This is a genomic window from Vibrio sp. 10N.261.55.C5, assembly GCF_041470505.1.
GTDB lineage: Bacteria > Pseudomonadota > Gammaproteobacteria > Enterobacterales > Vibrionaceae > Vibrio > Vibrio crassostreae_C.
On record NZ_JBFRMS010000067.1, the window covers coordinates 47,901 to 62,776 of the forward strand.

Here is a 14,876-nt window from a genome sequence, read left to right on the forward strand (position 1 = left end):
TATGATGACAAATAAACAGATAAAAGTACCTGCTACCTACATGCGGGGCGGAACAAGCAAAGGCGTTTTCTTCAACTTAAGTGACTTACCTGAGGCTGCGCAAGTTGCCGGAGAAGCTCGAGACGCATTACTTCTGCGCGTGATTGGTAGTCCAGATCCTTATGGCAAACAAACCGATGGCATGGGTGGTGCAACATCCAGTACCAGTAAAACCGTTATTGTTTCGAAAAGTAGTAAAGCCGATCACGATGTTGATTACCTATTCGGCCAAGTAGCAATAGACAAGCCGTTCGTTGATTGGAGCGGTAACTGCGGCAATCTGTCTGCTGCAGTGGGCCCATTTGCTATTCATAGTGGCCTAGTCGACTCGAATCGTATTCCAGAAAACGGTGTGGTCGAGGTGCGAGTATGGCAAGTGAACATAGAGAAAACCATTATTGTTCATGTACCTATCGCTGGTGGCGAAGTTCAAGAGTTAGGTGATTTTGAACTCGACGGTGTGACTTTCCCCGCCGCTGAGATCCAAGTTGATTTCCTAGACCCCGCCGATGCGAGTGGCTCTATGTTCCCAACAGGGAATGTTGTCGATTTTTTAGATGTTCCCGATCTGGGCTGCATCAAAGCGACATACATTAATGCTGGGATACCCACCATTTTTGTTGATGCTGAATCGGTTGGCTACCAAGGCACTGAACTTCAATCAGATATCAATAGTGATACCAAAGCCTTGGCTCTGTTTGAATCCATACGAGCACATGGTGCAGTAGCAATGGGTCTTATTGATTCTTTAGAACAAGCTGAATCACGTCAACATACACCTAAAGTCGCGTTTGTTGCTAAGCCTCAAGCGTACCAAGCTTCCAGTGGTAAATCGGTTGCTGTCGAAGATACTGACCTTCTGGTGCGTGCTTTGTCTATGGGGCAACTGCACCATGCCATGATGGGTACGGCTGCGGTTGCGATTGCTTCAGCGGCAAGTGTTCCTGGCACCTTAGTGAACTTGGCAGCCGGTGAGGGAAGTCGTGATTTCGTGACCTTTGGACACCCGTCAGGAACCTTAAAGGTAGGTGCGAAAGCGCTGCAGGCCGAAAGTGGGTGGAAAATAGAGAGGGCGATTATGAGTCGTAGTGCCCGAGTGATCATGGAAGGTGCCATTCGTGTGCCTTTTCCCAAGTAAAGCGATTGTCGTGAACGGTTAAATGTTCACGAATACAACGCTGAGAAAAGAGTGCACCCAAGTGAAACTGTTAAAAGCTAGTCGCTTGGACTAATGGATAAATCATGGAGGAGGCACTATGTCTGCTACGAATCGAATGACTAGAAAAACAGATTACATCACCGAGTATCAATGGGCGAGGGAAGACCCAAATTCGTTTTGGGAAACACAATCACAAGCGATAGATTGGTTTGAACCACCAAAAACGATATTACAAACTGACGATAACGGAATTGAGCGTTGGTTTCCTGATGGGGTGATGAACACCTGCTGGCTCGCGCTGGATTATCATTGTGAAAATGGGCGAGGTGACAATACCGCACTGATTTACGACTCTCCAGTTACAGGAACTCAATCCTCGTACACTTACAATCAATTGCGTAACCAAGTGGCTAAAGTCGCTGGTATGTTAGCCACGCAAGGCGTTACCAAAGGTGATCGTGTGGTGATCTACATGCCAATGATTCCTGAAGCGGCGATGGCAATGTTGGCCTGTGCACGACTAGGTGCGGTGCATTCGGTGGTGTTTGGTGGTTTTGCCCCTCATGAGCTTGCCGTTCGAATTGAAGATGCCGAGCCCAAGGTGTTGATTACTGCATCCTGCGGTGTCGAGATAAATAAAGTCCTGCCATATAAGCCGATGGTCGATCGCGCGATCATGGACAGCCGATGGAAGCCTGAGAAAGTGGTGGTATTCCAAAGAGAGCAGTCTCTAGCCGAATTGAACAACGAACGTGATGTACTTTGGCAGCAAGCTGTTGAGGATGCTTTGCCTCACGTATGTGTGCCTGTTCTAGCGACTGACCCACTATATATCTTGTATACATCAGGGACGACGGGTAAGCCAAAAGGCGTGGTGCGCGATAATGGTGGTCATGCGGTCGCGATGAAATACTCGATGAGCACTATCTACGATATGCCGCAAGATGGTGTGTTTTGGGCGGCTTCTGATGTCGGCTGGGTAGTGGGGCATTCCTATATTGTGTATGCGCCATTGATTCATGGCTGTACGACCATTTTGTTTGAAGGCAAGCCAGTAAGAACACCAGATCCCGGCGCATTCTGGCGTGTGTGTGAAGAGTACAACGTCGATGTATTGTTTTCTGCGCCAACCGCGTTTAGAGCAATCAAGAAAGAAGATCCTGAAGGCGAGTTGCTCACCAAGTATGACTTATCATCGCTCAAGTCGATTTTTATGGCGGGAGAGCGTTTGGACCCGCCAACATTGGATTGGGTTGAGTCTCATACCAATAAACCGGTTATTGACCACTGGTGGCAAACCGAAACGGGTTGGGCTATTTCTGCCAATCCGACAGGGCTGGAATCTTTGCCAGTGAAAGCAGGTTCTTCAACTAAGCCTGTGCCCGGTTACCAAGTCGAGATTCTTAATGAATTGGGTGAAACGGCACAGCCTAATCAGCAAGGCTTTGTTGCACTCAAACGTCCACTACCACCCGGTTGTCTGCCAACGGTTTGGCGTAATCATGATCGATTTGAATCTGGCTATCTGAGCCAATTCCCAGGCTATTATGTTTCTGGGGACGGTGGCTATCTCGATGAAGATGGGTATCTATTTATTATGGGTCGTATCGACGATGTGATAAACGTAGCGGGACACCGTCTGTCGACTGGAGAAATGGAAGAGATCGTGGGTGGTCACCCAGCCATTGCAGAATGTGCGGTAGTCGGGATTCACGATGACTTGAAAGGACAACTTCCTTTAGGTCTAGTTGTGTTAAAAGATGGCGTAAAAGTCGATGGCATTGAGTTGCAAAGGGAATTGGTTGGCAAGGTTCGTAATGAGATCGGCGCGGTAGCTTGTTTTAAGCAAGCCTTGGTTGTTGAGAGGTTACCTAAGACACGCTCAGGTAAGATCTTACGTAGAACGATCCGGCAGATCGCAGAAGGTGAACAATATGTGGTGCCTTCAACTATTGACGACCCTACCAGCTTAACTGAAATTGCTGAAAAGCTCGGCAAATAGACGTCGCAGTTTAGGTAATCTCACCTTCGGCTTGTTGATTTATACATAATCCGGCGTGATGGTTTACCTAAACTCTACTTTATTCATCCGCTTATCCATTGCGTTTACTATGACCTCATTATGAATCCCACATATTGAGGTCTTTTTATGCGAGCTTACTTTTTGTTGATTGCTTTATTGGTCAGTGGTGCTGCTAGTGCCAGTATTTCAAAGGATGAAGCGAGTAGAGCGTTGTTAGAACCTTTGAGTCATCCCAAGGTATTTAAATGTGTATCAAAGACTGGCGTCGATCTCTATCAAGCGGTTTTTGATATTGGTGTGGGATATGAAGCCGACCCTATTAACTCGAAGATGATCGTTAATTCAAGGAAAGGCCGCTACGAATATCAAATCTTAGGCGCAGTAAGGTCTGAAAGAGCTGGTGAAATTGTCGTGTTAACTCGCCATGTGGGAGACGGTGTTAAAGTTGCGGCTATGATTGATGACGAAAATGGCAAGATACTGGGGATCGGCGATAAAAATCATTATCGAGATTGTGGTGTTAGGCCACCACCTAGCGTAGCAAACATGCAAAACTTTTGGTCTAAAGGCTAAGAGATATGTGAAAGGCAAGAATTATAGAGAAAGCGCGATTGAGGCGACCTTATTGGTCGCCTTTTTTGTTGGTGAGGATAAAGCGAGCTCAAAGCTATATATCATTAATCAGTTATGCGATGGCTGAATAATACATAGCTGAACATGATGTATCGTCTAAACGTGGCTTTATTTATCTTATTAACGGCTCTGCTTAAGATGGTTCTACTCAAAACGAAGAACTAAGCGAGACTCCTATGAAATTCACTAAACCTTTTCTTTTAGCAACACTGATTGTGACTCTTTCTGGTTGCGCATCACCAGCAATGGATAACGAAAATGAGAATGCCGCACGTAATCGTGGTGCTGTAGGTGGTGCTTTATTAGGAGCGACAGCAGGCGCTCTAACTGGAGATGCGAGTTTAGCGGTGAAGGGCGCTGCATTAGGTGGTGTTACTGGTGGCGTTGCGGGTTCAATGAAAGATACGGACGATGCAAGAAACGCACAACGAACCCAAGTTACTGCTGATGGTCTAGCGCAAGACAATCGCACCGATGCAGAAAAGCGAGTTGCTGAAGTAGAGGCGGAAATTAAGCTTATTGAACTAGAACAACAGCTTGCTGATCTCAAAGAAGAGAAAGAAGATAACGGTGCATAAAGCTGAAGCTACAGCAAAAGCCACAGCCACAGCAAAAACCCATAGCTTCGATATTCGTTTAATTCAAAATCATTCAAACAGAATGGCCACGTAATGTGGCCGTTTTTGTATCTAAAATACACACTTCAAACAATGAATTAATTCAATAACTTGTATAGATACTCACGCCAAGTAAACTAGACTCAGTTTAGATATTAATTTGGTTTGAGAAGCGCAATAGTCATGAATGTCACCTTAAGGGCCGCAAAGCACGCGGATTTGGAACAACTTAACGAGTTAATGTTCGATCTCCACCACCACCACCACCTTGCTAGTCCAGAGCACTTTAAAACGGCAGAAGAGATTGAGCAGGAAAAAAGCATTGCACGATACTTGGATGATCCTGAATGTTTGGTTTATGTGGCATTAAAAGGTGAGCTCATTGTTGGCTTTATCTCTGGGCATTTTTGTGAGCTTATCTCAACGGTGAGTAAACCAGTGCCGATGGGTAGTGTCGATGAGCTGTTTGTCTTGCCTGATTATCGAAAAGAATCGATTGCTGAAAAGTTGTTTAACAAAGTTGAAAGTACTTTTGATGATTATGGGGTTGAACAAGTCTTTGTAGAAGTTTGGGACTTTAACTCGCCTGCCAAGGACTTCTATCAAAAAATGGGGTTCATACCTCACATTCAATGGATGAGGAAGGCTTTGCACAAAACGTAGACAGCGATTTTGTGTGGCTTTGATTACAATAGTTCAACTGCAACAGCAGTCTTCAATATTCTTCTATTATTTTTTAGGTAAACTCGTTGGTTATTCGATATTTATTAGTTTTCATACTGTCTCTTTTGAGTACTACTTCCGCTTGGACAAACGACACTTTGCCCGATCATATCGCGGGCGCCTTGTGTGTAGTACGTGCTGATAACCAAATCGTGTTGGTTGATGAGTTGATCACCGGTCAATTGTCTCTACCGGGAGGCACTGTTGTTTCAGGTGAGCCGCCAGCCGTCGCGGCGCAACGTGAAACGTGGGAAGAGGCTGGTTTGTCGGTAACGGTCGGTGATGTGCTAGGTTATACCGACAGTGCCGTCGTGTTTGATTGTATTTCTGACTCTGAAGTGATCAGTTACAAGGCTCGAAATGAGTTAGGTGGCTTTGAGCTGCCGATTTGGTTTGCTCCTCATTATGGCGTGGAAGTCAGCCGAGCGATGTTATTGCCACCTACGGAGTTGCAAGCCAATCAATACCGTTATCCAGAGCAATGGTCTGAGATTAACGAGTTCTTTCTATCCGCGACAGATCAACCTGTGACGTATGTGACTGAGCTGGTGGGCGCGGCACCGAAAGTCCATCAAGTTGAATTAAATTGGATTGTGTCGCTTCAAAACGCGTTCGATAAGATGCCAAGCGTGTTTGCGAATACTGTGCTTTTAACTGACTCGTTAGCGAAGCCATGGATTTTCATCGTGATATTGCCGCTAATTGCTTGGCATTTTGGCCGTAACTTCGCGTTGAAGTTTGGCTTCACTTTGATCTCGGTGACATTGCTCACTTTAATCGCCCATCAAGGGTTTGGTTTTCCACGTCCGCATGCTTACTTACCAACATTGAAGCTAGTGATGAGCAGTGGGTATAGCTTTCCAAGTTTATTGGCTGGCTTGTGGGTGAGTTTAACCTTGTTAGTCTCTTGGAAACTAAAGCGCCTCTTGGAGCAAAAATCGATTTTGATAGTGCTCGCTGGCCTGCTGTGGATCATGCTATTTAAGTCTTATTCAGGTAGTGCGTTTTTTAGTGATGTATTAATGGGTGGCGTATTAGGCGCTTTAACGACGTGGCATATCGTGAGATTAGACGCGAAACCGGATGTTGATATTAGCGCCTTATTGAGTTCTAAAGGTGTTTGGTGGGCATTGTGCTTACTGTCGATTGTTCTGACGGTGATATGGCCACTGCCAACATTCTCGTTCTGGGTGGCGATTTTGATGACGATTGCATGCCTAGTGACGTTAACAGACTCGAAACCTTTGGTTGGTCAGTTCTCATTCAAGATCGTTCTTGGAGTGATGGCGATGTTGTTAGCGGGAAATCTGCTGATTAGCTGGGCTGGAAGCTTTGTCTCTTTCAGCGGTATTGCTTCATTTATTGTTGAAACGTTACGTTTCCCAATCTTGATTCTGTTTGGTGTGGTGGCATTTCGTCTGCCATGGAAAAGAGAGTAAGCGACTCGACTAACACAAAATCAAAAAGGCTGTGCAGTGCACAGCCTTTGTCATTTCTGAAACAAGCAAAAAGTAATTCTTATTAGAACCTGTTGAGCGTTTATGAGTTGAAGATAAACTTCTCAATCGCGACCGCTACACCATGGTCGTCGTTGCTAGCTGTGATGTGATCCGCCAGTTTCTTGGTTTCTTCCATTGCGTTTTCCATTGCAATGCCAAGGCCTGCGTATTCAAGCATATGGTGATCGTTTTCAGCATCACCCATGCAGATGACTTCTTCCGCTTTAATGCCTAAGTGTTTCGCTATCGCTTCAATACCGACACCCTTGTTTGATTTCGGGTTTAGGAACTCTAAGAAGAATGGTGCACTTTGTACGATAGTAAACTGAGTCTTAAGCTCTTGTGGCAACTTACCGATGATTTCAGTCAGCTTGCTTGGTTCAGCGACAATCATAGTTTTGATGATTTCGTGGTCATCTTCTAGTTGAGAAAAGTCGAACTCGGTTATATCTAAGCAATTAATACGCGCTTCAATACCAGTGTACTCATTGTTCTCAGGTGTGATTAAGCCGTGGATCTTGCTGAAAGCATGGACATAACCACCAAGCTGTTCAGCGAGGGCAGCAATCTCTTTTGCGGCTTTACCGTTGCTGATCTCACTGTGAATGATCTCTTTTGTCGATACGTTCTGAACCATAGAGCCGTTGTAGAAGAGTACAAAGTCATCTTCGCCGTCAATCGAAAGCTCATCTAATTTGCTTTGCATGCCTTCTAAAGGGCGACCAGAAGCGAGAACTACTTTCACACCTGCAGCTCGTGCTTTGGCGATTGCGTCTTTGTTCTCTTGAGAAATCACTTTTTCACTGTTGAGTAGTGTGCCATCCATATCAAGAGCAATCAGTTTGTACATGTTGTTCCTTACTAAAAAATTAAAAGCTAACGAAATCTATGGGCGAAAGGATAAGGGAACTTGAAAGTTCAGGCTAGGGCTTTGATCAACTCATTTATCAGTACTCATTTGTTTGACCAAAAGGGGGAAGTGCTTTAAGGTCTGCGGTTGATTAATTTCATCAAATGATTGAGCTGAGGGAAAGTTGTACAAGATTAATGAAATGTTTGAAACCATTCAGGGTGAGGGCGTGTTTACTGGCGTTCCCGCTGTTTTTGTTCGTCTGCAAATTTGCCCAGTGGGCTGTTCTTGGTGTGATACCAAGCAGACCTGGGAAGCGTTGCCAGAAGAGGAAACCAGCCTTGGCGATATTATGGTTAAGACAGAAGATTCACCTACTTGGTCAGCAATCGATGCTCAAGGAATCGTGAATGAATATATCAAGCAAGGTTACACTGCTAAGCACATTGTGATTACTGGTGGTGAGCCATGCATTTATGATCTTGTTCCTCTTACTGAAGCGTTTGAGCAGCACGGTTGTCGCTGTCAGATTGAGACTAGCGGAACATCAGAAGTTAAAGCCACACCGGACACTTGGGTTACGGTGTCACCGAAAGTGGCGATGAAAGCGAAACTGGAAATCTTAGATAGCGCCTTGCAACGTGCTAACGAAATTAAGCATCCAGTAGGTACAAGCAAAGACATCGAACAACTTGACGGTTTATTGGAGCGAGCAGCAGTTCCTAACGACACTGTTATCGCTCTGCAACCAATCAGCCAAAAAGACCGCGCTACTCAGCTTTGTATTGATACCTGCATTGAGCGCAATTGGCGCTTATCAATACAAACTCACAAATATTTGAGCATCGCATAGGTTGTATTTTTACTGGGCAAGATAAGTCGCTAGTAGAAGGTTCTCGTAAGGATTTAAGATGAAAAAAGCAGTGGTAGTATTCAGTGGTGGTCAAGACTCAACAACGTGTCTTGTTCAAGCATTAAAAGAGTATGATGAAGTTCATGCGATTACGTTTGATTATGGTCAGCGCCATAGACTCGAGATTGAAGTTGCTGAGTCATTGTCGAAAGAGCTTGGTGTGAAAGCGCACAAAGTGATGGATGTGACTCTGTTGAATGAACTGGCTATCAGCTCTTTGACTCGTGACGATATTCCTGTGTCTCATGAGCTGCAAGAGAATGGGCTGCCGAATTCATTCGTTCCTGGTCGTAATATTCTATTTCTGACTCTAGCGGGTATTTACGCTTACCAAATCGGTGCAAATACCGTAATCACGGGCGTGTGTGAAACTGATTTCTCAGGCTACCCTGATTGTCGTAATGACTTTGTGAAAGCGATGAACTCTGCGCTTGTACAAGGTATGGACAAGCCGCTGGATATTAAAACACCGTTAATGTGGCTCAACAAAGCTGAAACATGGGCGTTGGCCGACCAGTACTCAGCACTTGAGCTTGTTCGAAATAAAACACTGACTTGTTACAATGGCATTGTCGGGGATGGTTGTGGCGATTGCCCAGCGTGTGAACTGCGTAAAGTTGGCCTTAACGATTACCTAGGTGATCGTGAAGGTATTATGGCTGAGTTGGTTCGCAAACAGACTGAGAATAAATAACCTCAGGTCAATCAATTGGTTCGTTGTAAGCATCAATGATGCAGTTTCGGCCGTTGCTTTTGGCTTGATAGAGTGCTTGGTCAAGCACTGAATACAAGTCATCAAAGTCACTTAATGCGTTTGAGGTTGCTAGATAAGCAAAACTCGCGGTCACATTAAGTGACTTTTTGCTTTCTGATAAAAAGACAGTGCTTGAAATTGCGTAGTGCAACTCTTCAACGCGTTCTCGTACCTCTGCTGGTGGGGTATCGGTTAACATGATGACAAATTCTTCACCCCCTAAGCGACCAAACAATTCACCATTCACTAAGTGTTTTCTAATTTGATCACTAATATGGACCAGTGCCCGATCACCAGTAGGGTGCCCATGCTCATCATTAATCTTCTTAAACTTATCGAGATCGAGCAGCACGAGCACATGCTGTTTGTCCGTCCCTTTACAGCGTTTCACTCTTTTGATTCTTCGAATTATCTCAGTTCGGCTATATGCTTTCGTTAAGCCATCAATTGCTGCTTTTGCGCGAACCGTTTTGTTTATCAATACCGTGAAGCTTGCAGCGCAAAGCAATAGAATAACAACGATGTTATATATCCACCTTTGATGTTCCATTTTTTCAATTTGAACGCGGTCGAGTTTCGTTTGATGTGTCAGGAAAGAGCTTTCCAGTTCCTGCTCATATTTGGCGTGCGTCAGGCCGAGCGCTTCGAGTGCGAGTCGATTATCGATGTCTCTAGCTTCCATTTGCATTGACGAGTATCGCTGGTAGAAATAGAAAGCTTGTTGGTAATCGCCGAGTGATTGATGAATATCAGAAAGCTGCAGAAGTGACTGCGCGATGTATTTATGCCTTGTGACTTGTTCTGCTATTTCTAGCGCTTGTTGAGCATAGTTGAGCGCTTCCGTTGGCAATTTCTGTTCTTCGAACATGTCGCTGATCGCCAAGTAAGCATTGATGCGAATGACATCATTACTCAGTTCGCTCGAAGCTGAAAGAGACTCGATTAGGAAGGCTCTCGCCACATCATAGTTTTTCGTTTGAGTGTACGCCTTTCCTAAGCCAAGACTTGTGAGTGCGATACCGTAACTATGCGACGATGAGCTCAACAGTGTTCTTGCTGTCTGAAAGTGATGAATTGCTAGGTCACTTTGCTCTTGGTTGAGGTAGAGATCCGCAAGGCTGTGATGCACTTGTGCTTTCATTAAATCTGAAGCGTTTGTTCTGAGAATGAGAGCTTGCTCTAGATACTCCGCCGATTTTTCATATTGCTTTAATTCTTTGAGCAAGTTACCCACATCGTTGTAAACCCCTGAAATATCATGTCCTTGTGGAAACACATTTATTAGTGATAGGTAGGTATCTAGTGCTGCTTGATAGTCACTGCGGAAATGGTGATTGTTCGCGATGACTCGATAAGTCCCGAATTTTGGTAATACAGGGTCAGCGATGTCATGTAAATCTGACTGAAGGGCAGAGCAGTAATAGTTCGCTTGATGGTATTTAGCTTGCTCGTTAAGCGATCGGCATAGCTGGTACTTTAGTAAGGCTTTACCAGTTAAATCACTGCGAGATTGCATTTTCGCCAAAAGTGTTAGAAAGCCTTGTTGTGCTTGTTCATATTGGCCTTTGCCGTCTTTCCTCAGAGCAGAAATAAACGCTGTTTCTATCGCTTGGTAGTCATTGTCGTTTGAAGCGATTCCGTAGAACGGCTGATCTCGGTGGCTCATGTATTGATACAGAAGAGACGCAAGGTAAAGCTTATCTCCATAAACCGTTGAGCCGATGTAGCGTGTTTGCAGCATGTTTAATGCGCGCTCAGGAGAGTGGTTTAAAGTAGAGAGATAAAGCGCGTTCCAATCAGCATTTGAAGTAGAGCTTAGATTGGAGGTATAGACTGGTGAATTGTGGTCACGATCTGATGTTGATACTTGGCTATAAGAACAAAAGCTAATGAATAGTAGAAAGGTAACAAAAACGAAGTGATTCACAAGAGACGATCAATCAGATAAAGAACGATATTCTATTATTAGTTTGATGTTGCTTCAAATTTTGAATGGTGCGACTACGTGGTTATGCGAGGTAGGTCTCTAATTTATTGATACTAATCAGAGGTATATCGGTCGCGCGAATCGTGCGACCGATATCGGAAATTAGATGTATAATTTCGCTAGGTCAGAAGGCTCAAGTTCTTTGCCTTCTAATGTTGCATTCCAGTTAGTACCAACAAGAACGCCGTCTTCAGCAAGAGTCAGTAACCAATCTTCTACAAAGATATCTAGTGGAATTTCTAATACTTCGAAGTCAGCCCACTCTTCAACGTTGTGAGTTTGAGCATCTTCTTTTGAAGACCAGAATGGCATCACTTCGCTGTTTTCGAATTCACTTGAGTCACATGCTAGCCAACCTTCTTCGTTGCGAAGGCCCCATACCAGTTTAGTTTCTTGTGTTTCAGAAACGAAAAGTTCTAGATTTGCTTGAGTATCAGCTGTTAGTTTGCTCATGGATTAATTCTCTATGTTGATAACGTGGCAAGATTAACATTATAGACGGCTTAGGTATATGCTATTCAAGGAATTATCACCATACTGAAACGTTAACTTAAGATAACGTTTCAGTATGGTAAAAGCTGGGTACGCCTACTTTTTAATTTTGGTGAAGATGTGCCATTCTTCTTTGATATTACCCTTAAATCCAACAACGGAAGCAACAACTTTTCGATGTAGTGCGTGATTGATTTGGGTGTCATCACTGCTGAATTCAGAATCACCATGACCTACGATGCTGACTCTAGATGGCTGAATACCGTTGCTAATTAGCGCTCGTCTTACATGTGATGCACGTTCTTTCGAAAGCTTTAGGTTATGTTCCGCGTTACCTACTTTGCTGGCATAACCTTGCAATTCAATGCTGGTACTTTCGTAGCGCTTTAAAAATGCCGCCATTTGGCGTATCTGCCCTAGAAAGACAGGGTTTATTTCCGTTGAATTATTAGCGAAGAGTATATGCAGCTCTTTCTTTTCCGATGACTCGAAATATGATCCACAACCGTCGTTATCGATCTCGGCACCAATTTGTGTATCGGGACATAAATCTCGCGCGTTTATTACACCGTCATTGTCATCATCTTGAAGATCGTAAATTTGAGTGACCGGCGGTAGAGCGCGATATTCGAATTCATCTTCGTTGTTTTCAGCTAAAGCATTGGCAGATACAACCATGAAGCAAAGCGATAATACTGTGTTGGTAAGCTTCATTAATATTCCACCTTTTCATTCCATTCTTCTGGGATCTCAACTCGTAAACCGATGAGTAGGTTACCAGTTGCGTTCATTACGCGATATTTTGCGTATTGCTCGTCATACTTAGCATCTAAATAGCCTTTACGAGCTTCGAATAATTCATTCTCAGTGTTAAGTAAGTCGAGAAGGGTACGTTTACCGATACGGTATTGTTTCTCATATGAGATTACCGTGTCTGATGCCGAGTCTACGTGGTCAGATAGGAACTCTTTTTGCTGAACCGTTAAATCAAGTGCGCTCCATGATAGACGTAGACTCTCTTCTACATTGCGGTAAGTACTTTCGCGAAGGTCCTTGGCTTTGTTGAGTTGGTAGGCTGCACTTTCTGTGCGGTCTTGATCCGAACCACCATTGTAAAGGTTGTATCTTAAACGAACCATGGCAGAAAACTCATCGCTGCTGCCTTCTGTACCACCGGCGTCATCACGCCAAGTTTGAGCGGCTTCAAAAGAAACAGTCGGGTAGTTGGTACTCTTAGATTGTTTGTATTGGAACTTCGCTGAGTCAACATCGGCTTGTGCAATCTTAATGACTGGATGCTGGTTAAACGCTTTTGCCAACGCACCATCAACGGTATAAGGAATTGCACCCGCATCTGCGCGAGGGAAAGTTAACCCTAAAGGAGATTGACCAACAAGTCTTTTAAACTGAGTATGCGTATCAAAAAGGTTGTTTTGAGCAGCAAGCAAATTCCCGTGCGCTTTCGCAATACGAGCTTCAACTTGTGACATATCTGCGGTTGAACCAATACCTGATTCCACGCGCTTACGAATATCGTTATATATCTCTTTGTGCGTCGCTAAGTTACTTTCCGAAAGAGAAAGCACTTCATAGGCTTTCACTGCATCAAGATAAACCTTTGTTACTTCTAAAGCGATGTCTTGCGCGTTAGATAGTAGTTGATAGCGCACGGACTCTGCATCAGCCGCAGTACGGTCAATATCATTGGATGTATTAGCGCCATCCCATATTAACTGAGTCAAAGTAATCGTCGCTTCTTTACGCGTCAGATCTGTTGAATTTGTATTGGTCACTAGATCGGTATGCTCATAACCAATCCCACCATCTAGGTCTATACTTGGTCGATAAGCACCACCAGAAGCGTCGTTAAGATAACGCTTACTGATATATTCGTTATAAGCACTTTTGATTTCAGGGTTGCTTTCTAATGTAAACGCAACGGCTTGCTCAAGAGTTTGTGCCGCAGCTGGAAAGGTCATTGCTATAGCTAGCCCTAAGGTCGTCGTTTGAATCCTATTCAATTTGCATCTCTCCAAAATGAGTCACACCTGAGTCTTAATTTTGCACGATGATATACAAAATTCAGATGAACCGCCAAAAAAATTACGATCGCTACAACTGGCGATCGCAAATGGTTGTAAATTTGTTAACCGATCACTGTGCGTATTGTGATGTTTTAATGCACTTAGAACACCTATTAATATGTCAATTATTTTTCGTTAGCACAATAACTTATATTAAATTTAAGAGCGCTTTAAGTATTGATGAGTGTGACCATTGTCATCATGGTGTATACGACCTTGTTAAAATGTGCATTCATAACTATGAATTATATGGTGTTAGGTGTTATATTTTACCTAATATTATAAATACAATGTCACTATTTTGACGTTTTGATTGAAAAATGAGTTTTAGGGGTTTATATGGACATGACAGTATTGAATGCGAGCGGTGCATTGGCACTTGGTCAACGCATTGTTGTTTCGGTAGATGGTACAATTAAAGTCCTAGAAGACGGCCAGCCATTACAAGCAGGGGATGTCATTCTTGAATCCCAGAGCGAAAACTCTGAATCTCCAATTTCAGTCAAGCGTTTTTCGCCTGAAGATGGCGGTGAAGTTGAACTAGACCAAGACATTGCAAATATCTTTGCGGCTTTAGAAGAAGGTCAGGATCCGACGGAGCTAGGCGAAGAATTTGCAACGGCAGCTGGTGAAAGTGGTTCAAGCCTAGTAAGTAGCGGGACTATTGAGCGCGACGGTGAAGAAACCATTCCAGGTACTGAATTTGTAACGACGGGCTTTGAAGCGCTGGGAATGTCTCGTACTCAAAGCTTGAGTCTTCTTGATGCTTTCCGTTCGGTTGACCAACCGGATAGCCTAGGCACAGACAGCGAGACCATAGTTGACACAACAGCTCCAGATGCGCCAACACTGACACTTGATACGGACTCTGGCTCAGCGGCGGATGACTTCTTAACCAACGACGGCAGCTTCACAGTCGGCGGCACAGAAGAGGGTGCGACAGTCGAATACCTCGTTGACGGAAACTGGACGACAACCGCACCCGTACCAACGGAAGGTGACAACACGATCACCGTTCGTCAAACCGACGCAGCGGGTAATACATCAGGCAGCAGCGAGCTGACGTTCACTCTAGATACCACAGCGGCGGGTGCGCCAGGCGT

14 protein-coding genes are annotated in these 14,876 nt (G+C 44.3%); 9 read left to right on the forward strand and 5 right to left on the reverse strand.

Going from position 1 to position 14,876, the window contains the following annotated elements; translation table 11 throughout:
• Window positions 1–4: 4 nt before the first annotated feature.
• The 6 genes from prpF (at window position 5) to AB4263_RS21900 (ending at window position 6,633) form a co-directional block, all read left to right on the forward strand.
• A complete protein-coding gene (prpF, locus tag AB4263_RS21875) occupies window positions 5–1,177 on the forward strand; it encodes a 2-methylaconitate cis-trans isomerase PrpF (protein WP_017069365.1) in 1,173 nt (390 codons plus the stop codon).
• A 118-nt stretch (window positions 1,178–1,295) separates the two neighbouring features.
• The gene (locus AB4263_RS21880; protein WP_017063816.1) at window positions 1,296–3,200 is read left to right on the forward strand and encodes a propionyl-CoA synthetase; all 1,905 of its coding nucleotides are present in this window, start codon (window positions 1,296–1,298) and stop codon (window positions 3,198–3,200) included.
• A gap of 147 nt (window positions 3,201–3,347) precedes the next feature.
• The gene (locus AB4263_RS21885; protein WP_050648228.1) at window positions 3,348–3,794 is read left to right on the forward strand and encodes a hypothetical protein; all 447 of its coding nucleotides are present in this window, start codon (window positions 3,348–3,350) and stop codon (window positions 3,792–3,794) included.
• A 236-nt stretch (window positions 3,795–4,030) separates the two neighbouring features.
• Complete coding sequence (locus AB4263_RS21890) at window positions 4,031–4,432, forward strand: glycine zipper domain-containing protein (protein WP_017062298.1); 402 nt, start codon at window positions 4,031–4,033, stop codon at window positions 4,430–4,432.
• Window positions 4,433–4,654: 222 nt separating this feature from the next.
• Window positions 4,655–5,134 (forward strand): N-acetyltransferase family protein, encoded by a 480-nt coding sequence (locus tag AB4263_RS21895; protein WP_372098893.1) that lies wholly within the window; start codon window positions 4,655–4,657, stop codon window positions 5,132–5,134.
• 86 nt (window positions 5,135–5,220) lie between these two features.
• Window positions 5,221–6,633: an NUDIX domain-containing protein gene (locus tag AB4263_RS21900; RefSeq protein WP_372098894.1), complete on the forward strand. Its 1,413-nt coding sequence runs from the start codon at window positions 5,221–5,223 to the stop codon at window positions 6,631–6,633.
• Window positions 6,634–6,733: 100 nt separating this feature from the next.
• Here the strand turns inward: AB4263_RS21900 and AB4263_RS21905 are convergent, their stop codons facing one another.
• Window positions 6,734–7,543, reverse strand: a complete 810-nt coding sequence (locus tag AB4263_RS21905) for a Cof-type HAD-IIB family hydrolase (RefSeq protein ID WP_017062301.1) — start codon at window positions 7,541–7,543, stop codon at window positions 6,734–6,736.
• Between the two features lie 184 nt (window positions 7,544–7,727).
• On the opposite strand from AB4263_RS21905, the gene queE reads away from it, so the two are divergent.
• Both queE and queC read left to right on the forward strand, forming a co-directional pair.
• Window positions 7,728–8,396, forward strand: coding sequence for a 7-carboxy-7-deazaguanine synthase QueE (gene queE / locus AB4263_RS21910; protein WP_346762947.1), 669 nt, complete (start codon window positions 7,728–7,730; stop codon window positions 8,394–8,396).
• 58 nt (window positions 8,397–8,454) lie between these two features.
• On the forward strand, window positions 8,455–9,150 hold the full coding sequence (gene queC, locus AB4263_RS21915; RefSeq protein WP_004733611.1) for a 7-cyano-7-deazaguanine synthase QueC: 696 nt from the start codon (window positions 8,455–8,457) through the stop codon (window positions 9,148–9,150).
• A gap of 7 nt (window positions 9,151–9,157) precedes the next feature.
• Here the strand turns inward: queC and AB4263_RS21920 are convergent, their stop codons facing one another.
• The 4 genes from AB4263_RS21920 to AB4263_RS21935 all read right to left on the reverse strand — a co-directional run bounded on the left by AB4263_RS21920 (window position 9,158) and on the right by AB4263_RS21935 (window position 13,668).
• Entirely contained in the window at window positions 9,158–11,137 is a 1,980-nt protein-coding gene (locus AB4263_RS21920) for a diguanylate cyclase (RefSeq protein WP_372098895.1), read from the reverse strand.
• Window positions 11,138–11,299: 162 nt separating this feature from the next.
• On the reverse strand, window positions 11,300–11,650 hold the full coding sequence (locus tag AB4263_RS21925; protein ID WP_017062305.1) for a DUF2750 domain-containing protein: 351 nt from the start codon (window positions 11,648–11,650) through the stop codon (window positions 11,300–11,302).
• A 135-nt stretch (window positions 11,651–11,785) separates the two neighbouring features.
• Window positions 11,786–12,403, reverse strand: coding sequence for an OmpA family protein (locus AB4263_RS21930; protein ID WP_017062306.1), 618 nt, complete (start codon window positions 12,401–12,403; stop codon window positions 11,786–11,788).
• Window positions 12,403–13,668, reverse strand: a complete 1,266-nt coding sequence (locus AB4263_RS21935) for a TolC family outer membrane protein (protein ID WP_372098897.1) — start codon at window positions 13,666–13,668, stop codon at window positions 12,403–12,405. Before AB4263_RS21935 ends, AB4263_RS21930 begins: the two co-directional genes overlap by 1 nt.
• 444 nt (window positions 13,669–14,112) lie before the next feature.
• Between AB4263_RS21935 and AB4263_RS21940 the strand changes: the two genes are divergently transcribed.
• The coding region (locus tag AB4263_RS21940; protein WP_372098896.1) for an Ig-like domain-containing protein at window positions 14,113–14,876 on the forward strand (764 nt) is incomplete at its 3' end.